This window comes from Bradyrhizobium sp. P5_C12 (assembly GCF_054049735.1).
In genome coordinates, this window is sequence record NZ_JBFULU010000015.1 from 118,739 (window position 1) to 141,755 (window position 23,017).

Below are 23,017 nucleotides of genomic sequence, written 5' to 3' on the forward strand. Positions count from 1 at the left end.
GCTTTCCAGGAGGCTCACTGCTTCTCGATCCCCGCATTCGTGATCAGCTTCTCCCACAGCACGAGCTGCTCGCCCACGAACGTGCCGAGCTGCTCCGGCGTGCCGGAGAAGGCGTCCATGCCGAGGGTGGCGAGCTGGGCCTTGATCTCCGGCTTCTCGACGATCTTCCGGATCTCGGCGTTGAGCCGCGTCACGATCTCCTTCGGCATGCCGGCCGGGCCGAAATAGCCCTGCCAGGAGGAGATGTCGAAGTCCGGCACGCCGGCCTCCTGCATCGAGGGCAGCTGCGGCACCAGCGACGAGCGGTCCTTGGTGGTGACGGCGAGCGCGCGTAGCGCATTGCCCTGGACGTGCGGCAGGCCGGTCAGGATGTCCACGAACATCATCGAGACGCGGCCGCCCATGACGTCGTTGAGCGCCGGCGGCGAGCTCTTGTAGGGCACGTGCAGCAGGTCGAGCCCGGCATTGTGCGCAAAGGTCGCACCCGACACGATCGCCGACGACGAGCCGGAGGCGTAGCTCAGCTTGCCCGGATTGGCCTTGCCATAGGCGACCAGCTCGCCGACGGTTTTCGCCGGCACGTCCGGATGAATGACCAGCATGAAGGGCAGGTCGCCGGTGCGCGCGATCGGGGTGAAGTCCTTGACCGGATCGTAGGTCAGGCTCTTGAGCAAATAGGGATTGGCCGAATGCGTGGTGTTGGTGGTCACCAGCAGCGTGTAGCCGTCGGGGGCGGCGCGCGCGACAAAGGTCGCCGCGATCATGCCGTTGGCGCCCGCCTTGTTCTCGATGACGATGCCGACGCCGAGCGCCTGCGCAAGATGCTGCGAGATCAGCCGCGTCGTGGTGTCGGTGCCGCTGCCGGCCGCGAACGGCAGCACCAGCGTGATGTTGCGGCTCGGATAGTTTTGCGCCAGGGCGGGCGAGGCGGCGGCGAGACACAGCGCGACCGCGCCGATGGTGCGAATGCCCCGGATGAGCGATGACAGCATGTTTGGACGTTCCCTCTTCTTGATTGGCAGGGAACCTAGCGTTTCCGCGTTGAAACCGGAAGGCGTGAGTTTGTCGCCCGCAGCATCCGCCGCGCGGAATTATTTCACCGTCGAGGCCTGACGCGACGCGATCACGACGCCCGCAAGCACCAGCGCGTAGCCGATCAGGTGAAACGGCTGGAGCTTTTCGCCGAGCAGCAGGATCGCCATCGCCGAGCCGAACACCGGCACCAGATGGAAGAACGGCGCGGCCCGGTTCGGTCCGATCAGCGCCACGCCGCGGTTGAAGAAGAGATAGGCGAGCGTCGAGGGGAAGATCAGGATGTAGCCCAGCGTCGCCAGCGTCACGGTATCGAATTGCATGACATTGCCGCTCCAGGCCTCCCAGACGGCGGTGGGCAGCAGCATGATCGCGCCACAGCAGGTGGTGAAGGACAGGAAGGAGAGCTGATGGACCTTGGGCCGGCGCGGGATGAAGGCGGAGTAGAGTCCGAACGCCACCAGCGAGGAGGCGAACATGATGTCGCCCCTGTTGAAGCTGATGCTTGCGAGCGCCGCCAGATCGCCGCGCAGGATGATGATCAGGACGCCCGCCAGCGAGATCGCGATGCCGGCAAGCTGCGCGGCCGTCAGCCGTACGCCGAACAGCACCAGCGACCACAGCGCCACGAACAGCGGTCCGGCCGACTGGATCAGAAGCGCGTTCAGCGCCTCGGTGTATTGCAACGCCCAGTAGGAGATCGCGTTGTTGAAGGCAAAACCCACCAGCGACAGGAACAGCATCAGCGGCAGGCTCGCGCGTAGCGCCGGCCAGTCGCGCTTGAGGTGCGGCCATGAGAACGGCAGCAGGATCAGGAACACGCCGAACCAGCGGATCGTGGTCACCGTCAGCGGCGGCACATGAGCGCCGACATGGCGCGCAAGCACGATGTTGGCGGCCCAGAACAGCGAGCTCAGGCTCAACAGCAGATAGGGCTGGTTATTGAGCCAACTGGCCGCGAGGCTGGCGGCGGCGACGAAGCGATCTTCATTGGCGTCGGTCTTGCGCCGGTTTCCCGCCGTGACACAAGTCACGCCGCCGCAATGCTACAATGCAGGCATGACCCGAGGAGGTGCCATTGGCGGTCAATATGTTGAACATCGAGGGCCTGGAAGGGCTCGAGCGGCATGCGCCTGTGGTGATGCTGAACCTCATGCGCTTCCACGCCCGTTCGCGCGACGGCGACGGTTCGGGCTGGGACGCCTATCTTCGTTACAGCGCGGTCACAGTGCCCATGATCAAGGCACGCGGCGGCACGCTGCTGTGGACAGGTGAGGCCAAGGCGGTCGCGCTCGGTCCGCACGACGGCAACGCATGGGATTTCGTCGCGCTGGTCTCCTATCCGTCCGTGGCGGCCTTCCTCGACATGATGACGTCGGAGGCCTACGCGCGAGAGGCCGATCCGCATCGCGTCAATGGCTGCGCCGAACACGTCATCATCGCGACGCGCGAGGCCTACAGCAAGTTCAGAGCGAAGTAGCGCGCGCTTACGCTCCAGGGGAGGGTGAACGGGGGAGCAATCACTTCTTCCGCTCCTGCGTCACCGCATGCACCGCGTCACGGCAGGCCGTCTGCAACAGGCGGCAGACCTCCTCGGTCGATCGCTGCGGGCTCAGCGCTGCGAAGGTCGGGTAGCTCGTCAGGACGAAGATCAGGTCGACCGCGTCCTGCAAGGCGCGCTTTGCCGCGCGTTTCTCCGTGATGCGCGCGACCAGCCCTGTCAGCAGCTCGCGCCGCCGCGCGTTGCGCGCGACCAGCGCCTCGCCGAATTCGGGATCGGTCGCGATCGCCTGGTTGAGCCCGCCGATGGCGGGGTCGTGCGCCCAGAACGTGCAGAAGATCGCGACGACGCGGTCGAGCGCGGCGCGCGGATCGGCCATCGCCATCACCTCGGCCAGCTCGAACAGCCCGCCCTGACGTGCGATGTCGTCGAACACGGCCTCCAACAATCCGCGCCGCGATCCGAACTGGTTGTAGACGGTCAGCCGCGTGACGCCGGCCGCCTTCGCCACCACGTCGAGGGAGAAGTTCGCGATGCTCGCGTCCTTTCGCAACAGCCGGGCACCGGCCGCGATGATGCGTTCGCGCGTCTCCGCCGACGCGGAGGCCCGGACCGAACTCACATAGCTGCGCTTCGGCATGCCGTTGCCACTCTCTTGACGTATTGACTATACATATTGTATATCTAATTTAGAAGCCGGTTTGGAGCTTGCCATGCAGACTGCCCTCGTGATCGCCCTCTCGCTTCATGTGTTGTCGTCCGTGTTCTGGGCGGGATCAAGCTTTGCGCTGGCGCGCACCGGCGGTGCCGGTGGGGAGCAGCTCGTCTTTCCACAACTCGGGGCAGCGACGATCGCGATCCTGACCGGGGCCTATCTCGGCCATCTCGTCCACGCTGGCAGTTTCGGCACGCCCGAGCAGGTGCTGGCGCTCGGCGCGGTCTGCGCGTTGATCGCGGTCGGCGTTCAGGCGGCAATCGGCCCCCGCGCGGTCCGCGCCCTGCGCCGTGGCGCGGGCGATTCAGCGGCCATGCGTTCACGCATTGCGACCGCACAGCGCGTGGCGGCGGCGCTGCTCGGCATCACAGCGCTCTGCATGGGCGCCGCGCGCTACATCTGAAAGTGAACGTTGAGACGATAATGCGGCGTCCAGCCGTTTTTTGAAGGAAAAGCGATGTCCAAGATGATTCTGGTGAACCTGCCCGTACGCGACCTCGCCGCATCGACAGCGTTCTACGTGGCGCTCGGTGGCGTGGTGAATCCCCAATTCTCCGGCGCAGATTCGACCTTGCTCATGTTCACGGACGTGATCGGCGTGATGCTGCTGACCCACGACCACTATCGCCAATTCACCCAGCGCAGGATCGGCGACGCGCGGCTCGACAGCCAGGCCATGTTCGCTCTTACGGTCGAGGACCGCGATGCCGTCGATGCAACGCTGGCTCGCGCCGTGGCTGCGGGCGGTCGAGCCGATCCCAACCCGGCACAGGACCTTGGCTTCATGTACAACCGGCACATTGAAGACCGAGATGGCTATGTCTGGGAGCTGGTATGGATGAACCCATCGGCGAACGCTTGATCGCAGACGATTTCAATCCGGCGCATCCGCGCCGTCGAAAGCCGATACACATCACTCATGGCGGGGCCTTCTCGTGCCGCCATGAATCAAGTCCCAACACGCGCTCCGGAGACTAGGTCGTCTGCTTCCTTGACGCCACGAATACGCCCGACAGCACCAGCGCGAAGCCGATGAAGTGGAAGGCCTGCGGGTGTTCGCCCAGGAAGATCATGGCCATGATCGAGCCGAACACCGGCACGACGTGGAAGAACGGCGCGGCGCGGTTGGCGCCGATCAGCCTCACGCCGCGGTTGAAGCAGAGATAGGCGAGCGTCGAGGGGAACACTGCGACATAGAACAGGGTCAGCAGGTTCGGCCCGTCGAGCTTCATCACGGGACGCGCGTAGAGCTCCCAGATCTCCAGCGGAATGAGACAGGCGGCGCCGCAGCCGAAGGTGAAGGCGAGGAACGACAGGCCATGCATCGCCGGCCGCTTCAGGCTCAGCACCGAATATAGCGCGAAGAAGATCAGCGCGACGATGAAGATCAGGTCGCCCTTGTTGAAGTCGATGTTTGACAGCGTGGTGAAATCGCCGTGCAGGAGAATCGTCAGCACGCCGCACATCGAGAGCAGAACGCCGAACGCCTGCGCGCCCGTGAGCCGGACGCCGAGGATGGCCAGCGACCAGAGCGCCACGATCAGCGGCGCGGACGACTGCAACAGCAGGGTGTTGAGCGCCTGCGTATGCTCCAGCGCCCAGTATTGCAGGGTGTTGAAGGCGCCGATGCCGGTGATCGAGAGGGTGACCATCAGGCCGAGCTTGCTGCGGATCGCGGGCCAGTCCCGCGCGAGATGCTTCCAGGCGAACGGCAGCACCAGCAGGAAGGCGAAGAACCAGCGCAGGAAGGACAGCGTCACCGGCGGGATGTGGCCGGCGGCGAGCCGGCCGACAATGGCGTTGCCGGCCCAGCACAGCGCGGTGATGCTGAGCAGGAGGTAAGGCTGGTTGGCGATCCAGTTGTGGCCGGGTGTGGCGGCGCCCGTGGTCTGGTCGGTGGCGGACATTGTGATTGTTATGGCCCCGCGTCATGCGCCAAGGCCCCGGCCCGGCGGCACCCGGGCCGGTTCAGACCCGGCCCGTTCAAAGACACGGAAATCGCGGTTGCATCAACGGGGGGCGGATGCATCGCGACCATGCAACCGCGGATGCGGTTTCTGAGGCTTTGGTCGAAGCCATGGCGCCGGCCCCGAAGGTTGCAGGATTTTAAGGGGATATCAAAGGCTTGGACTGCCTTCCCGACCTCGAAAAAGCCCCCTTCTTGCTTGCCTAGAGGGGCCGCTTCCTTTATCCGGTTGGGCTGCCTCGCATGCGAGCGGCCGCGGCCGTGACTTGGGCTGGGCGCAGGCATGATCCCGGAAAAGTGGGCACCCGTTTTCCGGGAGGATCATGCCGCTTAGAGACAGTTTGCATAGGGATTACCCGCGAATGGCCAATGTTGTCGTCGTCGGCGCCCAGTGGGGCGACGAGGGAAAGGGCAAGATCGTCGACTGGTTGTCGGAGCAGGCGGACATCGTCGTCCGCTTCCAGGGCGGCCATAATGCCGGCCACACGCTGGTGATCAACGGCAAGACCTACAAGCTCGCGCTGTTGCCCTCCGGCGTGCTGCGCGACCAGAAGCTGTCCGTGATCGGCAACGGCGTGGTGTTCGATCCCACCGCCTTCCTCGACGAGGTGACCAAGCTGCGGGCGCAGGGCGTCGCGATCTCTCCGGACAATCTGCGCGTCGCCGAGAACGTCACCCTGATCCTGCCGCTGCACCGCGAGCTCGATGCCTTGCGCGAGTCCTCCAATGCGGCGACCGCCATCGGCACCACCCGCCGCGGCATTGGACCGGCCTATGAAGACAAGGTCGGCCGCCGCGCCATCCGCCTGATGGATCTCGCCGATCTCGACACCCTGCCGCACAAGATCGACCGGCTCCTTGCTCACCACAATGCATTACGCCGCGGGCTCAACCTGCCGGAATTCGACGGCAAGGATATCCTGCGCGAGCTGACCGCGCTGGCGCCGCAGCTTCTGCCCTATGCCGAGACGGTGTGGAGGCTGCTCGACATCAAGCGCCGCGAAGGCAAGCGCATGCTGTTCGAAGGCGCGCAAGGCGCGCTGCTCGACGTCGACCACGGCACCTATCCCTATGTCACCTCGTCCAACACGGTGGCGGCGCAGGCCGCGACCGGCTCCGGCCTCGGACCGGGCGCCGTCGGCTATGTGCTCGGCCTGTGCAAGGCCTATACGACCCGCGTCGGCCAGGGGCCGTTCCCGACCGAGCAGGACAACGCGATCGGCCGCAAGATCGGCGAGCGCGGCCGCGAGTTCGGCACCAATACCGGGCGTCCGCGCCGCTGCGGCTGGTTCGACGCCGTGCTGGTCCGCCAGGCGGTCCGGACCTGCGGCATCAACGGCCTGGCGCTGACCAAGCTCGACATCCTCGACGGCTTTGATTCGATCGAGGTCTGCACCGGCTACAGACTCGACGGCAAGGAGATCGACCATTTCCCGGCCGGCGAGGGCGCCCAGGCCCGGGTCGAGCCGATCTACGAGACCATCGAGGGCTGGAAGGAGCCGACCGCGAACGCCCGGTCATGGGCGCAACTGCCGGCCCAGGCCATCAAATATGTCCGCCGGATCGAGGAATTGGTCGGGTGCCCGGTCGCACTGCTTTCCACCAGCCCCGAACGCGAGGATACTATCCTGGTGCAAAATCCGTTTGAGGCTTAACGATATCTTACCGGGACGTGCGCATAGTTGAGTTGAAATGGCTGATTACTATCCGCTGATCGCCCGCGCTATTGCCGCCCTGGATCCCAACGCTCCCGGCGAAAGCCGTCGCGCGCTCTATGAGCGGGCGCGCACGGCGCTGATCGCACAGCTCCGCAGCGTGCAGCCGCCGCTCTCCGAATCCGAGATCACCCGCGAACGGCTGTCGCTGGAGGAGGCCGTTCGCAAGGTCGAATCCGAGGCCGCCCAGCGCGCCCGCGAGGCCTCGCGCCCAGGCGGTGGCGGCGCCCGTAGCAGCGGCGGCAGCGGCGACGCCTTCCGCCGGGCCAGCACCCGCGCCACCGAGGGCAACCCGGCCGCGTCCCAGCCGGCGGCCCCGCCGCGCACCCGTCCGGCCCCGCCGCCCCCCCGTGCGGACCGCCCGTCCTTCAACGTCGACGACCAGGGCGACGCCCAGCGTCCGCCGCGGGCTCCGCGGTTCGACGCGCCGCGCCAGCCGGGTCCGTCCGCGCCGCCCCCGATGCCGGAGCCGCCGGCTCCACCGCCAGCCGGACGCGATCGCTCCGGCGGTCGCCGTCCACCGGATGTCGGACCGCCGCCGCCGCTGCCGCAATCGCCCGGTGTGCGCGGCTTCCGCGACATCACCGCCGACGTCAACGATCTCGGCGGCGCCGCCGCGCAGGCCAACCGCGCCGCGCGCCGCACCTACGCCAACGTGCCGTCGCCCTCGCCGGAATTCGACCGGCTGGAGCCGAGCCTGGAGAACCGGGTCGGCGAGCCGGACGCGCCCTACTCCTATGACGAGTCGATGGAGGAGGCCGAGCGCTACGCGCCGCCGCCGCAATCGCAGCGCCCGCGCATCGCGCCCGAGCGCGAGGCCAAGAAGCGCGCCCGCTCGCGCTCCATCTTCCCGTTCAAGAGCGCGATCGCCGTCGGCATCGTGCTGATCCTGGTCGGCGCCGGCATCCTCTGGGGCAAACAGCTGGTCCAGACCGTGAGCGGCCTGTTCAAGTCCTCGACCACCCAGGTGGTGGAAGCGCCGAAGGATCCGTCGCAGCCGCAGAGCAAGCCCAAGATTCCGGATCGTGTCGGCCAGCCCTCGAGCGATCAGCCGGTCGCGCCGGTGGCGCAGAAGGTCGTGCTCTATGACGAGGATCCGTCCGACCCGAAGGGCAAGCAATATGTCGGCTCGGTGGTGTGGCGGCTCGAGCCGATCAAGGCGTCGGGCAACCAGAAGGCCGACGTCGCCGTGCGCGCCGACATCGAGATTCCCGACCGCAAGTTCAAGATGACGATGTCGTTCCGCCGCAACACCGACTCGTCGCTGCCGGCGAGCCACACCGCGGAGCTGACTTTCGTCCTGCCGCAGGATTTTTCCGGCGGCAGCGTCTCCAACGTGCCGGGCATCCTGATGAAGTCGAACGAGCAGGCGCGCGGCACCCCGCTCGCGGGGCTCGCGGTCAAGGTCACCGACGGCTTCTTCCTGGTCGGCCTCTCCAACGTCGACGCCGACCGCGCCCGCAACGTCCAGCTCCTGAAGGAGCGCTCCTGGTTCGACGTGCCGCTGGTCTACGCCAACCAGCGCCGCGCCATCATCGCCATCGAGAAGGGCGCCCCCGGCGAGCGCGCCTTCAACGAGGCCTTCGCGCAGTGGGGCGATTAGTCCTGCTCACCTCTCCCCAGCGGGGAGAGGTCGGATTGCGAAGCAATCCGGGTGAGGGGCCGCAGCATTTGGTGAGACTGTAACCCCTCACCCGGATCGCATCTTTCGATGCGCTCCGACCTCTCCCTGCGGGAGAGGTGAAGTGCCAGCGGCGATCTAATCGAAATCGATCCGGCGCTTACTGCGCCGCCGCTTCCCGCTTGCGCGATGCTGCGTGCTCGCGGTCCATCACGGCGCGGCAGCCGGGACTCACATTCGCCTTGTTCCGCACCATGCAGGCTCTGACGCGCGGGATGTCGGGAATTTCGCTCGAGCACAGCCGCATCGCATCACCTGTGCACATCTGCTGTGCTTCGGATGAGAAGGCGAGGCCGGGCGAAGTCTGGAATGCGATGGCGGTGGTGGCGAAGGCGAAGAGTGTGGCGATGGTCTGGTAGCGTGTCATGAGAGATGCGTCCCCGAGTTCCACGGATGTGAACCGCTTGATTATTGGGGCGCCGCACGCAGCTTGATTTGCCGCATGTCGCAACCATCACGCTGGGAATTAAATCCCGCATGTGGTGCTCGATCTCTCGTGATGTTCGAATCGAAAAGTGCTGCGCCGCCCGAGCGAAGTATGCGCCATTGTCAAAGAGCTGCAATGGGCGGCGCGAATGAATTCGCAATTGTTGCGCGTTCGTCACGCAAAATGCGGACGTGCATCACATGCCGTGACTCGCGAACACCTTGCTGCAGGATTTCGACAGCTTGGCCCGGTTTGCTTGCAGGCAGCTCTGCACCGCACCGTCATTGCCGAGGTCCTTGCGGCACAGCCGCGAAGCATCGCGCGAGCAGGCCTGCTGCTCCTGCGACGTGCCGGCATGGCCTTGCGCGAAAGCGGGCGCGTTCGACAGGCCGCCCAGGGCTGTCAGGGTAATGGTCGCCAGGAACAACAGTTTGCGGGACATCGGTGGCTCCAAATCTGACGGGTGAATTTCAGGTCCTGTCTGAACTCGTCGCTTTGCCGCTTGTTCCCCCGGCGGGCATAGCCCGCTGCCCGCTATTCAAGGTTCCCGCGGCGCTGCTATAACGGCGGCGAAGGATGAGGGTACTTGATGAAACGCTATCTGGTGTTTGCGCTCGTCGGTCCGTTCGTAGGCGGGTTCCTGCTGCTGCTGACGACGACCTATCAGTCCGGCTATTGGGCCCAGACCAGTCTCGGCGAGGTCGGCAAGCTGTTCGTGGTGTTCTTCAAGACCCTGCAATACAGCTATTTGTTCGGCTTCCTGCCCTCGCTGATGATCGGCGCGGTCGACGACATCCTGATCCACATCAGGCGGATCGGCCCGGTGCTGCGGATGCTGCTGGTCGGCGCCTTCGCCTTCATCCTGGCCTCGCTGACCTACAGCTCGCGCGGGCCGGATTCCGGCGCGGTGCAGTTCATCCTCTACGGCCTGGTCGGATTTGTGCCGGCGGTGGTGTCATCCTGGCTCGTGCACAAATATGTCGAGGAGCCGCATCCAGCCGCGGCCTCGACCTGAGGGCGCGACCTTCGACCGCGCCGCGGCAACCTCCGCCTCGCTGGCGCGTTCCTTGAAGGCCATGACCATGTCCGACGACGACATTCTTGCTCCGCGCCGATCCCGCTCAGGGAGCCGCACGACCTCCCCGGGCGCCGAGGCGCGCGGGCCGATCATCGACCAGGAAGGCCACGAGATCCGTCCCGAAACGCTGGAGCAGGGGTTTCGCGAATTTCGCTTCGAATTCGGGCAAGGCAATCCGTTCGGCAATCTGACGCGCGAGCAGCGGATCGCGCGGATCGAGGCGATCGCAAAGCTGCTCGACGTCGCCTTCATCGTGCCCGGCACCAATATCCGCTACGGCATCGACGGCCTGATCGGGCTGATCCCGGTCGTCGGCGACATCATCACGACCGCGATCTCGCTGTGGCTGGTGCGTGAGGCCCGCGCGCTGGGCGCCCCCTGGTACCTCACGGCGCGCATGCTCGGGAATGTCGCGGTCGACGGCGTGGTCGGCATTGTGCCATTCGCGGGCGACGCCTTCGACGTCATGTTCCGCGCCAACATGCGCAACGTCCGCCTGTTGCGGCGCTGGCTCGACAAGCAGCCGCGCATGTAGAAGTGGAGGCCTTCTTTCTTCGCCTCTCCCCGCAAGCGGGGCGAGGGAGAAGGAAGAGCACGGGCCAGAACCGCAAAAAGCGCGACAGCCTTTCGGCCATCGCGCTTTCTGCGCACATCGGAGGCTTGCGAAAAACTTACGCCGCGTCGGCGTCGGTGTTCGTCTCCGCCGGCTTGCGGCGGCGGGGCAGCGGGAAGGCTTCGCTCTCATAGAGCGAGCGGATGCCGTTCTGGTCGAAGCGCGCTTCCTCGACCTGCAGATAGGCGCCGTTCAGCGAATCCGTCGGCAACTGCTCCATCGCGAACTGCACGGCTTCGGCCGCGGTGCCGAACCGGCGATAGGTGAAGCCCGCGCGCTTCTTCTTGCGGATCGCGGCGGGGAAGAGTTCGGCGGAAGTGTTGAAGTTGAACGGACGCAGTGGACGCATGGTCAAAGACCTCGTGATCTTCTCTGGGGCTTTAAGCGCGTGGGGTTTGGGGGCGAAGGCCGCAATCGGGCGGGCCCGCCGTGCCTGTCATTTTCGCTCTCTAATATAGGCTGTTTTGACAAAATTGCGACCCCTGCGAACGGAGATGATGAATCCGCGCATGGCAGCCCCGCAATCAAAATAAACGAAGCAATTACAATTACTTAAATGGTTTACAGTTTGCCGAGGAGCAGCAGCACGAGCAGCACCACGAGCACGACGCCGCCGATCCCCATGCCGGAATGGCCCATCCCATAGCCGTAGCCGCCGACCCGGCCCGACAGGCCGCCGACGAGATAGATGATCACCAGGATGATCAGGATGGTCCCAAGGGTCATGGCATCCTCCCTGGCGGTCGCCGAAATGCGCTGATCGGCCGCGCCGCCAGAGAAGAAAAGCACATCGCGCCCCCGGGTTCCATGGCGGAACCCGGCGGCGCGCAACGTTTATTTCGGCTCGAGCTTCAGCGCCGCCGAATTGATGCAGTAGCGCAGGCCGGTCGGCCCGGGGCCGTCGGGGAAGACGTGGCCGAGATGGCCGCTGCACTTGGCGCAGAGCACCTCGGTGCGGATCATGCCGTGGCTGACATCCCGCTCCTCGTCGATATGGCTCTCGGCGGCGGGCTGCGTGAAGCTCGGCCAGCCGCAGCCGGAATCGAACTTGGCGTCGGACTCGAACAGCACGTTGCCGCAGCCGGCGCAGACATAGGTGCCGGCGCGGTGGTCGTGCTCATACTCGCCCGAGAAGGGACGCTCGGTCGCCTTTTCCCGCAGCACCGCATATTGCATCGGCGACAATTCCTGCCGCCACTGCTCGTCGCTCTTGATGACCTTGTCGTCCGTGGTTTTCGTCTTGGTGTCGGGCATGGCTCTCCCGTTGTTGCGATGATCTCGCGATCAGTTGGTGGCCTTGCTGGCACTCACCAGCGTCGGCTTGTCAATATAGTTATCCGCGAACAGTTTCTTCAGGTTCTCGACCTTCGGAATGTCGTTGTAGGCGATGTAGGGCTGGTTCGGGTGCAGCGTCAGATAGTCCTGGTGATAGGCTTCCGCCGGGTAGAACGCCTCCAGCGCGCCGACCTTGGTCACGATCGGCTTGTTGAAGACCTTGGCGCCGTTGAGCTGGGCGATATAGGCCTCCGCCACCTTCTTCTGCTCGTCGGAGGTGGTGAAGATCGCCGAGCGATATTGCGTGCCGGTGTCCGGGCCCTGGCGGTTGAGCTGGGTCGGGTCGTGCGCCACAGAGAAGTAGATCTGGAGGATCTTGCCGTAGGAGATCTTCTTCGGGTCGTATTTGATCTCGACCGATTCCGCGTGGCCCGTCGTGCCGGACGAGACGCTGCGATAGTCGGCGGTTGCCTTGCTGCCGCCGGCATAGCCGGAGACCGCGTTGACGATGCCTGCGGTGTGCTGGAATACGCCCTGCACGCCCCAGAAGCAGCCGCCGGCGATCACGGCGGTCTGGATCCCGCTCGCGGGTGCCGCATCCATGGCGGGGGCGGGGATCACGACCGCATCCTCCGCGGCCCGGGACGGCAGGGCAAAGGCCAGCGTCAGTGCGGTGGTGGCGGCGAGCAGGGTCAGGAGGGCGGGTCGGCGCATGGCGGATCCTCTTTCGAAAGGTGTGACAAGTCTAGGGCGGTTGGGGTCGGGCGAACAGCCTGCCCGGCCGCATTTCCGGTCATCTGAGATACGGGCGCGGCCGGCGATTGTTACGCCGGGACGGACACGAGGCTGTGAAAAGCGCCGGTCAAATAGCCGGCTTGGCGGGGCCGGGATCTCCGGGCTAGATGAACCCGCGCGATCGATGATCGACTTAGAAATGTGGTGGCTGGAGCAGATCCGACAACATGCTGCGCGTCGTTCCCCTGATACTCCTCGCCCTCGCCGCCTGCGTCTCGATCGCCGCGGCCGATCCCCAACCCGACGATCTCGCCCTTTGCCGCGACCGCCAGGCGGACATGCAGGCCAGGGCGCCGGCCTGCGACAACCTGCTCAACGCCGACCGGCTCGCCGGCAAGGACAAGGCGATCGCGCTCACCGTGCGCGGCAATACGCTGGTCAACAAGCGCGACTACGCCCACGCGATCGAGACCCTGTCCATGGCCGTCGATCTCGATCCCGACAATGTCGTGACGCTCAACCTGCGCGGGCTCGCCTACGAGCGCAAGGGCCAGGACGACCTCGCGATGGCCGACTACAACCTCGCCCTCCAGAAACGCCCGACCTACGGTGTCCCCTACAACAATCGCGGCGTCATCCATCTGCGCCGGAACGCGCTGCAAAGCGCGCTCGACGATTTCAACCTGTCGATCAAATACGCGCCAAAGTTCCTGCTCGGCTACACCAACCGCGCGCGCGTGCGCACGCTGATGAAGGATTTCGACGGCGCGATCGCCGATTTCGCCGAAGCCGGGAAGATCGATCCGAACGCACCGCAGATCGCCGGCAACCGGTGCATCACCTACGGCATGATGGGTAAGTTCGACCTGGCCCTGGCCGACTGCAACGGCCTGATCGAGAAGCAGCCGAAAAACGTCTACGCGATCAACAATCGCGCCGATGTCARCATGATCAAGGGCGACCTCGACGCCGCGCTGAAGGACTACAATACGGCCATCCAGATCAACCCGAACAATGTCCGCGCTCATTCCGGCCGCGGCCAGATCTACGAACGCAGGAAGGATCTCGCCCAGGCGCGCGCCGACTATCGCGCGGCCGCCTATTCGCTGACGAAGTTCGATGAGCTCGACGTCGCGCGTGCCCGCGCCATCGCGCAGGAACGGCTCGCCGCGCTGACGCCGCAGGCGCCGGCCGGGGCGACCGGGCGCCGCGTCGCGCTGGTGATCGGCAACGGCGCCTACAAGAACGTCCATGCGCTGCCGAATCCGCCGCGCGACTCCAAGCTGATCGCAACCGTGCTGCACGATCTCGGCTTCCAGACCGTGATGTCGACCAGCGACCTGACCCGCGACAAGTTCTTCCAGACCCTCCAGGCATTTGCGGAGGAAGCGGAGAAGGCGGATTGGGCGATGGTCTATTATGCCGGCCACGGGTTCGAGATCGGCGGCGTGAACTATCTGGTTCCGATCGACGCCAAGCTTTCGGCCGACAAGGACGCCGAGACCGAAGCGGTGGCGCTGGAGCAGGTGATCGCAGCCGTGGGGGCAGCCCGCAAGGTGCGGCTCGTGATCCTGGATGCCTGCCGCGACAATCCGTTCGCGCCGACCATGCAGCGCACGCTGTCGCTCAAGCTGGTCGACAAGGGCTTTTCCAACATCGAGCCCGGTGCGGGGTTCATGGTGGTCTACGCCGCCAAGCACGGCGAGACCGCGATAGACGGCGACGGCGGCGCCAACAGCCCCTTCGCCACCGCGCTCGCTCGCGACATCAAGGAGCCGCGCGTCGAGATCCGAAAACTGTTCGACATCGTCCGCGACGACGTCTGGTCCGCAACCAAGCACGGCCAGCAGCCGTTCACGTACGGCTCTCCGCCGGGGCGGGAGGATTTTTATTTTGTGGCGGGGAAGTGACGAATTGAGTTGCAGAGCAACTCAACTCGTCATTCCGGGGCGATGCGGAGCATCGAACCCGGAATCTCGAGATTCCGGGTTCGGCTCTTCGAGCCGCCCCGGAATGACGGGGTAGGCAGCCTCACACCACAATACTCAATCTTTTCGCCGCGCGCGTGATCCCCGTGTAGAGCCACCGCGCCCTGGAATCCTGAAACGCAAAACTCTCGTCGAACAGCACGACGTCGTCCCATTGCGAGCCCTGCGATTTGTGCACGGTCAGCACGTAGCCGTAGTCGAACTCGTCATAGGGCTTGCGCTGCTCCCAGGCGATCTGCTCGATGCCGCCTTCGAAGCAGTCGGCGCGCACCGAGACCTTCGTCACCTTGTGGCCGAAGTCCTCATCCGGCGACAGCCGCATGCTGAGGATGCGCGATTTCGAGCGCGAGGTGTTGCGCGACTTCACGCGCCACAGGCCGCCGTTGAACAGGCCCTTCTTGCGGTTGTTGCGCAGGCAGACCAGCTTGTCGCCGGCGACCGGAAAAGTGTCCTCGAAGTTCTGGCGCTGGCGCACCCGCATATTGTACGCGCGTCGCGTGTTGTTGCGGCCGACCAGGACCTGGTCGGCGCCCATGACGCGGTCGGGATCGAGCTCCTTGCGCGACACCACTTCGCTCTCGCCGTAGCGGCCGATGTCGAGCTCGCGGCCCTCGCGGACGTCCATCGACATCCGCACGATCGGGTCGTCTTGCGCCTGGCGATGCACTTCGGTCAGCATCGCGTCGGGCTCGGTGTTGGTGAAGAAGCCGCCGCCCTGGATCGGCGGCAGCTGCGCGGGATCGCCCAGCACCAGCAGCGGGCAGTCGAACGACATCAAATCGCGCCCCAGTTCGGCATCGACCATCGAGCATTCGTCGATCACGATCAGCTTGGCCTTGGAGGCCGGCGCGTCGTCCCAGAGCTCGAAGCTCGGCTGCTCCTCGCCGGATTCGCGGGCCCGGTAGATCAGGGAATGGATGGTGGAGGCGTCGTCGCACCCCTTGTTGCGCATCACCAGCGCGGCCTTGCCGGTGAAGGCTGCGAACTTCACCTCGCCGTCGACGCCGTCGGCGATGTGCCGCGCCAGCGTGGTCTTGCCGGTGCCGGCAAAGCCGAACAGCCGGAACACCGGCGGCGTGCCGTTGCGGCCGGGTTTTGCCTTGAGCCAGTCGCCAACGGCTTTTAGCGCGGCATCCTGATGCGGGGTGAATGTGGCCATATCTGTCTTGAGAGGTGCGAAATCGACCGATTCGCCATCCCCCAAAACTAACCATTCGCCCCGCCGGTTCAAGCGCGGGGCAAGCGCATTTCAAGGCTGCTTCTCTGCGGCCATCCTTCGAGACGCCCGCCTTTGGCGGGCCCTCAGGATGAGGGCGGAGTGCGTGGCGGCAGTTTCGGCAGGCCAAGATGCCGCTGAGCCTCATCCTGAGCAGACCGCGAAGCGGTCGTCTCGAGGGACGAGGCGCTTGCTCGGACCTTGCCGACAGATCGCCCTATTGCCAGCCGGGAACGCCGCGCATGTCGGGCAGGTGGTGGGCGATGCCCTTGTGGCAGTCGATGCAGGTCTTTTCGCCCGTGAACAGGAAGCGCTGGTGCGCCACCGAGGCCCGCGGCGACTGTTTGGTGATGTCCATGGAATCGGCGCTGTGGCAGTTGCGGCATTCCAGCGAATCATTGGCCTTGAAGCGCGCCCATTCATGCGCCGCGAGCTCGAGCCGGTGATCGAGGAATTTCTCCCGTGTATCGATCGTGCCAAAAATCTTGCCCCAGACCTCCTTGGAGGCCTGCATCTTGCGCGCGATCTTGTCGGTCCAGTTGTGCGGCACGTGGCAGTCCGGGCAGGTCGCGCGCACGCCAGAACGATTGCTGAAGTGGATGGTCGATTTCAGCTCGGCGAAGACGTTGTCCTTCATCTCGTGGCAGCCGGTGCAGAATTTCTCCGTGTTGGTCAATTCCAGCGCGGTGTTGAAGCCGCCCCAGAAGATGACGCCGGCCGCAAAGCCCGCCAGCACCAGCACGCCGAGCCCGAACACCGAGCTCGGCCGGATCAGCACCTGCCAGAGCTCGCGCGCAAAGTCCCAGCTTCGCAGGACAAAGCTGCGCTTGGCTTCCACCTTTCCCTTGGGCTCGTCAGCAGCCGTCGTCATCGGCGGCCACCGGGGCTTGCGCGCGAGAGCAGCGTGTCGATGTCGGTGAAGTCGTTGCTGACGGGCGGCGTGGCGGTGTTCTGCGGCACGTGGCACTCGGTGCAGAAGAAGCGCCGCGGCGAGATCGATGCCAGGAACTGGCCGTCGCGATCCATGAAATGCGTGATCGAGACCATCGGCGCCTGCGATTCCGCGGTGCGCGCCCGCGCGTGGCAGGACAGGCACTTGTTGCCGTTGAGGTCGACCTGGTAGCCGTCGATCGTATGCGGGATCACCGGCGGCTGCTCCGGATAGTTGCGCACCTCCCGCTCGGAGGTGTTGCGGTTCGGCAGCATCGGCGGCGCCGGCCCCTCGTCATTGAGCGGGGCCGGGCCGCGCAGGCCCGATGTCACCGTCTGCGCGGTCAGCGAGCTCGCGCCGGCGGCAATCGCGACCGCGAGCACGGCAATTGCAAATCGTCTGGTCATGACAGGCCCACCCGCTCGATGCGCACGGCGCACTTCTTGAAATCGGCTTGCAGCGAGATCGGATCGGTGGCGTCCAGCGTCACCTTGTTGATCAGCTTGGATTCGTCGAACCACGGCACGAACACCAGGCCACGCGGCGGCCGGTCGCGGCCGCGGGTCTCGACGCGGGCCCGGATGAAGCCGCGGCGCGAGACCACCTTCACTTCGTCACCGCGCCGGAACTTTGCCTCCTGCGCATCGTCGGGATGCATGAAGCAGACGGCCTCGGGGAAGGCCTTGTAGAGCTCGGGCACGCGGCGCGTCATGGTGCCGGAATGCCAGTGCTCCAGCACGCGGCCGGTCGAGAGCCAGAACGGATACTCGCTGTCCGGCGACTCCGCCGCCGGCTCGTAAGGAAGCGCGAAGATGCGCGCCTTGCCGTCCGGATAGCCGTAGAACTGCACGTCAGTGCCCTGCTTGACGTAGGGATCGCTGCCCTCGCGGAAGCGCCACTTCGTCTCCTGGCCGTTGACGACGGGCCAGCGCAGGCCGCGCTCGCGGTGATAGCTTTCGAACGGCGCGAGGTCGTGGCCGTGGCCGCGGCCAAACGAGGCATATTCCTCGAACAGTCCCTTCTGCACGTAGAAGCCAAACGCCTTCGACTCTTCGTTGAGATAGCCCTGCTCGATCTCCGAGGCCGGGAACTTGTCGACCTGGCCGTTCCTGTAGAGCACGTCGAACAGCGTCTTGCCGCGAACGTCCGACTTCTTGGCGATCAGTTCCTCCGGCCAGACCTCCTCGATCTTGAAGCGCTTCGAGAACTCCATCAGCTGCCAGAGATCGGACTTGGACTCGCCCGGCGCGGTGACGAGCTGGTGCCAGAACTGCGTGCGGCGCTCGGCATTGCCATAGGCGCCTTCCTTCTCCACCCACATCGCGGTGGGCAGGATCAAATCGGCGGCGAGCGCGGTGACGGAGGGATAGGCATCCGAGACCACGATGAAATTGTCGGGATTACGGAAGCCCGGATAGGTCTCCTCGTTGACGTTGGGGCCGGCCTGGAGGTTGTTGTTGACCTGCACCCAATAGGCGTTGATCAGGCCGTCCTTCAGCATCCGGCTTTGCAGCACAGCGTGCGCGCCGGGCTTGTCGGGAATGGTGCCTTCGGGCAGGAGCCAGATGTGCTCGGTCTTGGCGCGGTGCTCCTTGTTGGTGACGACCATGTCGGCCGGCAGGCGATGCGAGAAGGTGCCGACCTCGCGCGCGGTGCCGCAGGCCGAGGGCTGGCCGGTCAGCGAGAACGGGCTGTTGCCGGGCGAGGAGATCTTTCCGGTCAGAAGATGAATGTTGTAGACGAGGTTGTTGCACCAGACGCCGCGGGTGTGCTGGTTGAAGCCCATGGTCCAGAACGAGACCACTTTTGTCTTCGGATCGGCGTAGAGCTCGGCAAGCGCCTCCAGCCGGTTGAGCGGCACGCCGGACATCTCGGCGGCCTTCTCCAGCGTGTACTCCGACACGAACTTGACGTACTCGTCATAGCTCATGTCGGTGGAGTCGTTGGCCTTGGCCGCGCCCGTTGCCTTCTTCTGCAGCGGATGCTCGGGCCGCAGGCCGTAGCCGATGTCGGTCTGGCCGCGCCTGAAGATCGTATGCGCGGCGACAAAATCCTTGTTGACGCGCCCGGTCTTGATGATGTGGTTGGCGATGGCGTTGAGGAGATAGAGGTCGGTCTGCGGCTTGAACACCATGCCGATGTCGGCGAGGTCGAACGAGCGGTGCTCGAAGGTCGAGAGCACGGCGACGCGGACATGCGGCGCGGACAGCCGGCGGTCGGCGAGACGCGTCCACAGGATCGGGTGCATCTCCGCCATGTTGGAGCCCCACAGCACGAAGGCGTCAGTCGCCTCGATGTCGTCATAGCAGCCGGCCGGCTCGTCGATGCCGAAGGTGCGCATCATGCCGGCCACGGCGGAGGCCATGCAGTGCCGCGCATTGGGGTCGATGTTGTTGGTGCGGAAGCCGGCCTTGAACAGCTTTGAGGCGGCATAGCCTTCCCAGATCGTCCACTGGCCGGAGCCGAACATGGCGACGCCGTTCGGCCCGCGCTTCTTGATCGCTTCCTTCCACTTCGTCTCCATGATGTCGAAAGCTTCGGTCCACGACACCGGCGTGAACTCGCCGTTCTTGTCGTATTTGCCGTTCGCCTTGCGCAGCATCGGCTGGGTCAGGCGGTCATGGCCGTACATGATCTTGGAGAGGAAGTAGCCCTTGACGCAGTTGAGGCCGCGATTGACCTCGGCCTTGATGTCGCCGTGGGTGGCGACCACGCGGTTGTCCTTGGTCGCCACCATCACCGAGCAGCCGGTGCCGCAGAAACGGCAGGCGGCCTTGTCCCATTTCAATTCGGATGTGTCGCGCTCGGTGACGAGATTGGCGGCGAGCGCCGGCGCCGGCATGCCCGCGGCGGCAGCCGCGATCGCGGCGGCCTCCAGCTTCAGCATCTGGYGGCGGTCGAGCTTGGGTGACGTCATGATGGCTCTCCCGGCCGTTAGGTCGTTTCGATGGCGTGAAAGACGAGCGCCGCGGAATAGACGTGCGGCAGCGAATGGATGGTGTTGAGCAGGGTGCCGAGGCTGCCGGCGTCGGGCGCCTCGGTCACGACGACGAGTTTTCCGCGCGCGTCGCGGCCGTGGATCTCGCAGCCCGGAAGCGCGGTGATCCCGGCTTCGACCTCGGCGAGGCGCTCGGGACGCGCCTGGACGATGATGCTGGCGATCTCGCAGCCCGGCGGCGGAACGATGCGCTCGGTGCTGAGCACCCGGCCGGTGATCAATGCGCGGCGGTTGAGTTTGGCTTTGTTGAGTAAGCCTTGGACCATGGTGCCTGTCTTTCGCTGTTCGGGGATCAATGCGGGGGTGGCGGACCGGGAGGCCCTGCGACCATCTGGTAGATCCAGACGGCGAGGCCGTAGGAGCCGACCGTTCCGACTGCGAGGACGGGCATCACGACCGCGGTCAGAAACAGGAACGCAAAAATCTCCATGCGCTTACGGCGCACGCGCCCAGTCGTGTCGTCAGGGGCCGACATATTCGGTCTCTTTGAAATGGTATGGGAATCGGGACGGCATCCGGGCCGTTGCCTTGCCGTACCTTAGATGCGTTCGAGCCGTTAACGCGTTGATCTGGATCAATTCATCGACTTGCAGCGGGGACCGCAGCAGTGGCCAAAGCCGCAAGTTTGGGTTGTGCATGCGCGAAGGCGATGCGAGAGTTGAGCTCTCGAATGGGGTTCCCAGGGTGTGAACGGGATGGGGCTCACGGCCATCGATCTTGGGCTGCGCGGTGCGACGAGCGGTGTGTTCCTGCTGATCATTCTCATCGCATTGCTGCGTCGTGCGACCGGCCAACAGGTTTTGCTGGGCATCGCGATGTGCGCAGGCGGCATATTCTATGCGATTGTGACCGCGCCCAACTTCCCCAAAATGACTTGGTGGTGGACGTTGCCGATCCTATCCGCCCAGCCCGCCGTATTCTGGTTGTGGGCGCGCGCGGCGTTAGACGACGATTTCGTGCTGAAGCGGTGGCACGGCGCCCTGTGGCTAAGCATCGTGGCCTATGGGTTCGCGATCACGCTGAGCTGGGCGCACTGGCCCGCTTTGGCTGGCGCAGGCGGGCGAGTCCTGGCGCTGGCTACCCTGGTGCTGGCCCTCGCTGCCGCGGTTCAGACGGTCAAGACCTGGCGGGCCGATTTGGTCGCACGGCGCCGCCGACTGCGGCTGGCGATGCTTGCGATCAACGTCGTGCTCATCGCGGCCGTCGCCGTCGCCGGCTTCGCCGCAATTCCCGTCGCGGTTCCCGGCGCGCCCGGCAGTCTCCCGACCGCGCTCGGCCTGTTCGTGGTGGCGATGCTCGCCGGATTGGGTGCTTTCGCCACCCAGCCGGCCGCCGCCGTCAACGACGCCACGTCGGCCATCGCATCCGGCGATGTGCGCGGGGCCGATCGTGCTCCCACGAGCCGTGTCGTCGTCGATCCAATCCTGTTGCGGCGCCTCGACTATCTGATGACCGTGGAACGAACCTACCGGCAGGAGGGTCTTGCGATCGGCGCGCTGGCGGCACGGCTCGACGTTCCCGAGCACCGGCTGCGCCAGGCCATCAACGAAGGGCTGGGCTATCGAAACTTCAACGCGTTCCTGAATCGCTATCGCATCGAGGATGCCAAGCTGGCGCTGTCCGATGCGGCGCAACGGGAGGTCCCGGTGCTGACCATCGCCATGGATGCAGGGTTCCAGTCGATCGGACCGTTCAATCGCGCCTTCAAGGCCGAAACCGGCGTGACCCCGACCGAATTCCGGCGCGAGGCGCTGACCCCGCCGGAAACCGACTGCGATCCCGGGATCAGCCAGCCGCGCCGAGAAATCGGCTAGCCGATTTTTGGATCGGGCGAGAGGGCCGCGCCCCGATTGGGCAGACTGTCCGGCGAGAAACCCCTCACCAGCCAGCATGAGCCCCGTCCATGTCACATACGACCGCCGTCGCCCCCGCATCGGAACGATTGCACGCCCTTGATGCGCTCAGGGGCGGCGCCCTTCTGCTCGGCATCGTCCTGCACGCGGCAATGTCGTTCGTGCCCGCCACGCCCCGGTTCTGGTTCATCCAGGACACCCATCCAAGCCTCCTCCTGGGCCTGCTGACCTTCACCATCCACGTCTTCCGGATGACGACCTTCTTCCTGATGGCCGGTTTCTTTGCCCGCATGAGTTTCCATCGCCGGGGGAGCTGGGGCTTTGTCAGGGACAGGTTGCAGCGGATCGGGCTCCCGTTCGTGATCGGCTGGCCGATCGTGTTTACGCCGATGGCTCTGGTGGTCATCTGGGCCTCCGGCTTTCCCAATGGCGGTCCGACTCCCGGCATGCGCAATTGGCCGCCGGTGCTGCCGAATTTCCCCCTGACGCATCTCTGGTTCCTCTATGTGCTGCTGGAGCTCTACGTTGCGATGCTCCTGCTGCGCGGCGCAATTGTCTGGCTTGATGCCTCCGCCACGCTGCGAACGGTCATCGACCGTGTCTTCGCTGGGATCGTGCGAAGCCCGCTGGCCCCCCTGCTTCTGGCGATCCCGATCGGCATCGCTTTCTGTCTCGACCAGCGCTGGATCAATGTGATGGGGGTGAGGACCCCGGATCAATCGCTCATCACCAACGCGCAGGCCTGGATCGGCTTCGGCACCGCCTTCGGGGTCGGCTGGCTGTTGCATCGGCAGGTCGATCTGCTGCGGCTGCTCGAGCGACGCTGGCTCCCGCATCTCCTGCTTGCGGTCGTGCTGATCCTGATCAGCTTCGTGCTCTCGGGTGTGATCCTGTCCGCGCCGGGTGCGCCGAACCTGCCCTTCAGCGCTGCCACGCTCAGGCTTGTCTCCGCGATCCTCTATGCACCGGCGATCTGGATATCGACCTTCGCGGCCATCGGTCTCGCGCTTCGCTTCATGTCCGGCTTCAGCCCGACCTGGCGCTACCTCGCCGATGCGTCCTACTGGCTCTATCTGATCCACATGCCGATCGTGATGGCGCTGCAGGTCGTGCTGTCGCAACTCGACTGGCCCGGGCTGATCAAGTTTGCCGTCATTCTCGTCGTCGCAATTCCGGCGATGCTGGCAAGCTATCATTGGCTGGTGCGCTTCACCTTCATTGGTGCGATCCTGAATGGCCGCCGCGCCGTGCGGCGTGTTCTCCCGCAAGGCGGAATTGCGACTGCGTAGACAG

At 65.3% G+C, this 23,017-nt stretch carries 26 protein-coding genes; 10 read left to right on the forward strand and 16 right to left on the reverse strand.

What is annotated here, in order from left to right; all coding sequences use genetic code 11:
* Positions 1–14 precede the first annotated feature (14 nt).
* Together ACXJMY_RS16210 and ACXJMY_RS16215 are read right to left on the reverse strand one after the other, a co-directional pair.
* Positions 15–992, reverse strand: coding sequence for a Bug family tripartite tricarboxylate transporter substrate binding protein (locus tag ACXJMY_RS16210; RefSeq protein ID WP_456620330.1), 978 nt, complete (start codon positions 990–992; stop codon positions 15–17).
* A 99-nt stretch (positions 993–1,091) separates the two neighbouring features.
* A complete protein-coding gene (locus ACXJMY_RS16215; RefSeq protein ID WP_456620365.1) occupies positions 1,092–1,961 on the reverse strand; it encodes a DMT family transporter in 870 nt (289 codons plus the stop codon).
* A 161-nt stretch (positions 1,962–2,122) separates the two neighbouring features.
* Here ACXJMY_RS16215 and ACXJMY_RS16220 point away from each other — a divergent pair, with 161 nt between their 5' ends.
* Positions 2,123–2,512, forward strand: coding sequence for a DUF1330 domain-containing protein (locus ACXJMY_RS16220; RefSeq protein WP_456620366.1), 390 nt, complete (start codon positions 2,123–2,125; stop codon positions 2,510–2,512).
* A gap of 40 nt (positions 2,513–2,552) precedes the next feature.
* On the opposite strand, the gene ACXJMY_RS16225 is transcribed toward ACXJMY_RS16220, so the two are convergent.
* Positions 2,553–3,173 (reverse strand): TetR/AcrR family transcriptional regulator, encoded by a 621-nt coding sequence (locus ACXJMY_RS16225; RefSeq protein ID WP_456620331.1) that lies wholly within the window; start codon positions 3,171–3,173, stop codon positions 2,553–2,555.
* A gap of 73 nt (positions 3,174–3,246) precedes the next feature.
* Here ACXJMY_RS16225 and ACXJMY_RS16230 point away from each other — a divergent pair, with 73 nt between their 5' ends.
* Together ACXJMY_RS16230 and ACXJMY_RS16235 are read left to right on the forward strand one after the other, a co-directional pair.
* Positions 3,247–3,651, forward strand: coding sequence for a hypothetical protein (locus tag ACXJMY_RS16230; protein ID WP_456620332.1), 405 nt, complete (start codon positions 3,247–3,249; stop codon positions 3,649–3,651).
* A 54-nt stretch (positions 3,652–3,705) separates the two neighbouring features.
* On the forward strand, positions 3,706–4,110 hold the full coding sequence (locus ACXJMY_RS16235; protein WP_456620333.1) for a VOC family protein: 405 nt from the start codon (positions 3,706–3,708) through the stop codon (positions 4,108–4,110).
* A gap of 112 nt (positions 4,111–4,222) precedes the next feature.
* Here ACXJMY_RS16235 and ACXJMY_RS16240 read toward each other — a convergent pair whose 3' ends face one another.
* On the reverse strand, positions 4,223–5,155 hold the full coding sequence (locus ACXJMY_RS16240; RefSeq protein ID WP_456620334.1) for a DMT family transporter: 933 nt from the start codon (positions 5,153–5,155) through the stop codon (positions 4,223–4,225).
* A 421-nt stretch (positions 5,156–5,576) separates the two neighbouring features.
* On the opposite strand from ACXJMY_RS16240, the gene ACXJMY_RS16245 reads away from it, so the two are divergent.
* Together ACXJMY_RS16245 and ACXJMY_RS16250 are read left to right on the forward strand one after the other, a co-directional pair.
* Positions 5,577–6,869, forward strand: coding sequence for an adenylosuccinate synthase (locus ACXJMY_RS16245; protein ID WP_456620335.1), 1,293 nt, complete (start codon positions 5,577–5,579; stop codon positions 6,867–6,869).
* A gap of 37 nt (positions 6,870–6,906) precedes the next feature.
* Positions 6,907–8,532, forward strand: a complete 1,626-nt coding sequence (locus tag ACXJMY_RS16250) for a hypothetical protein (RefSeq protein WP_456620336.1) — start codon at positions 6,907–6,909, stop codon at positions 8,530–8,532.
* Positions 8,533–8,710: 178 nt separating this feature from the next.
* On the opposite strand, the gene ACXJMY_RS16255 is transcribed toward ACXJMY_RS16250, so the two are convergent.
* Together ACXJMY_RS16255 and ACXJMY_RS16260 are read right to left on the reverse strand one after the other, a co-directional pair.
* On the reverse strand, positions 8,711–8,977 hold the full coding sequence (locus ACXJMY_RS16255) for a hypothetical protein (RefSeq protein WP_456620337.1): 267 nt from the start codon (positions 8,975–8,977) through the stop codon (positions 8,711–8,713).
* A gap of 256 nt (positions 8,978–9,233) precedes the next feature.
* The gene (locus ACXJMY_RS16260; protein ID WP_456620338.1) at positions 9,234–9,479 is read right to left on the reverse strand and encodes a hypothetical protein; all 246 of its coding nucleotides are present in this window, start codon (positions 9,477–9,479) and stop codon (positions 9,234–9,236) included.
* A 147-nt stretch (positions 9,480–9,626) separates the two neighbouring features.
* Between ACXJMY_RS16260 and ACXJMY_RS16265 the strand changes: the two genes are divergently transcribed.
* Both ACXJMY_RS16265 and ACXJMY_RS16270 read left to right on the forward strand, forming a co-directional pair.
* Complete coding sequence (locus ACXJMY_RS16265) at positions 9,627–10,052, forward strand: DUF5413 family protein (protein WP_456620339.1); 426 nt, start codon at positions 9,627–9,629, stop codon at positions 10,050–10,052.
* A 61-nt stretch (positions 10,053–10,113) separates the two neighbouring features.
* Positions 10,114–10,650, forward strand: coding sequence for a DUF4112 domain-containing protein (locus tag ACXJMY_RS16270; protein WP_456620367.1), 537 nt, complete (start codon positions 10,114–10,116; stop codon positions 10,648–10,650).
* Positions 10,651–10,786: 136 nt separating this feature from the next.
* Here the strand turns inward: ACXJMY_RS16270 and ACXJMY_RS16275 are convergent, their stop codons facing one another.
* The 4 genes from ACXJMY_RS16275 to msrA form a co-directional block, all read right to left on the reverse strand.
* Complete coding sequence (locus tag ACXJMY_RS16275) at positions 10,787–11,077, reverse strand: hypothetical protein (RefSeq protein ID WP_456620340.1); 291 nt, start codon at positions 11,075–11,077, stop codon at positions 10,787–10,789.
* Between the two features lie 212 nt (positions 11,078–11,289).
* Positions 11,290–11,454, reverse strand: coding sequence for a DUF3309 family protein (locus ACXJMY_RS16280; RefSeq protein ID WP_456620341.1), 165 nt, complete (start codon positions 11,452–11,454; stop codon positions 11,290–11,292).
* A gap of 108 nt (positions 11,455–11,562) precedes the next feature.
* Entirely contained in the window at positions 11,563–11,982 is a 420-nt protein-coding gene (gene msrB / locus ACXJMY_RS16285; protein WP_456620342.1) for a peptide-methionine (R)-S-oxide reductase MsrB, read from the reverse strand.
* A 30-nt stretch (positions 11,983–12,012) separates the two neighbouring features.
* On the reverse strand, positions 12,013–12,717 hold the full coding sequence (gene msrA, locus ACXJMY_RS16290) for a peptide-methionine (S)-S-oxide reductase MsrA (protein ID WP_456620343.1): 705 nt from the start codon (positions 12,715–12,717) through the stop codon (positions 12,013–12,015).
* A gap of 248 nt (positions 12,718–12,965) precedes the next feature.
* On the opposite strand from msrA, the gene ACXJMY_RS16295 reads away from it, so the two are divergent.
* Positions 12,966–14,648: a caspase family protein gene (locus ACXJMY_RS16295; RefSeq protein WP_456620344.1), complete on the forward strand. Its 1,683-nt coding sequence runs from the start codon at positions 12,966–12,968 to the stop codon at positions 14,646–14,648.
* Positions 14,649–14,769: 121 nt separating this feature from the next.
* Here ACXJMY_RS16295 and ACXJMY_RS16300 read toward each other — a convergent pair whose 3' ends face one another.
* The 6 genes from ACXJMY_RS16300 to napE all read right to left on the reverse strand — a co-directional run bounded on the left by ACXJMY_RS16300 (position 14,770) and on the right by napE (position 20,346).
* Positions 14,770–15,885: an ATP-dependent DNA helicase gene (locus tag ACXJMY_RS16300; protein ID WP_456620345.1), complete on the reverse strand. Its 1,116-nt coding sequence runs from the start codon at positions 15,883–15,885 to the stop codon at positions 14,770–14,772.
* 274 nt (positions 15,886–16,159) lie between these two features.
* On the reverse strand, positions 16,160–16,813 hold the full coding sequence (locus tag ACXJMY_RS16305; RefSeq protein WP_456620346.1) for a NapC/NirT family cytochrome c: 654 nt from the start codon (positions 16,811–16,813) through the stop codon (positions 16,160–16,162).
* Positions 16,810–17,280, reverse strand: a complete 471-nt coding sequence (locus ACXJMY_RS16310) for a nitrate reductase cytochrome c-type subunit (RefSeq protein WP_456620347.1) — start codon at positions 17,278–17,280, stop codon at positions 16,810–16,812. Before ACXJMY_RS16310 ends, ACXJMY_RS16305 begins: the two co-directional genes overlap by 4 nt.
* Positions 17,277–19,790 carry a nitrate reductase catalytic subunit NapA gene (gene napA / locus ACXJMY_RS16315; RefSeq protein WP_456620348.1) on the reverse strand — a complete coding sequence of 838 codons (2,514 nt, stop codon included), beginning with the start codon at positions 19,788–19,790 and terminating at the stop codon, positions 17,277–17,279. Before napA ends, ACXJMY_RS16310 begins: the two co-directional genes overlap by 4 nt.
* 17 nt (positions 19,791–19,807) lie before the next feature.
* A complete protein-coding gene (locus ACXJMY_RS16320; protein WP_456620349.1) occupies positions 19,808–20,137 on the reverse strand; it encodes a chaperone NapD in 330 nt (109 codons plus the stop codon).
* A gap of 26 nt (positions 20,138–20,163) precedes the next feature.
* A complete protein-coding gene (gene napE / locus ACXJMY_RS16325; protein ID WP_456620350.1) occupies positions 20,164–20,346 on the reverse strand; it encodes a periplasmic nitrate reductase, NapE protein in 183 nt (60 codons plus the stop codon).
* Positions 20,347–20,566: 220 nt separating this feature from the next.
* Here napE and ACXJMY_RS16330 point away from each other — a divergent pair, with 220 nt between their 5' ends.
* Both ACXJMY_RS16330 and ACXJMY_RS16335 read left to right on the forward strand, forming a co-directional pair.
* A complete protein-coding gene (locus ACXJMY_RS16330; protein WP_456620351.1) occupies positions 20,567–21,685 on the forward strand; it encodes a helix-turn-helix domain-containing protein in 1,119 nt (372 codons plus the stop codon).
* Positions 21,686–21,774: 89 nt separating this feature from the next.
* Positions 21,775–23,013, forward strand: coding sequence for an acyltransferase family protein (locus tag ACXJMY_RS16335; protein WP_456620352.1), 1,239 nt, complete (start codon positions 21,775–21,777; stop codon positions 23,011–23,013).
* Positions 23,014–23,017 lie beyond the last annotated feature (4 nt).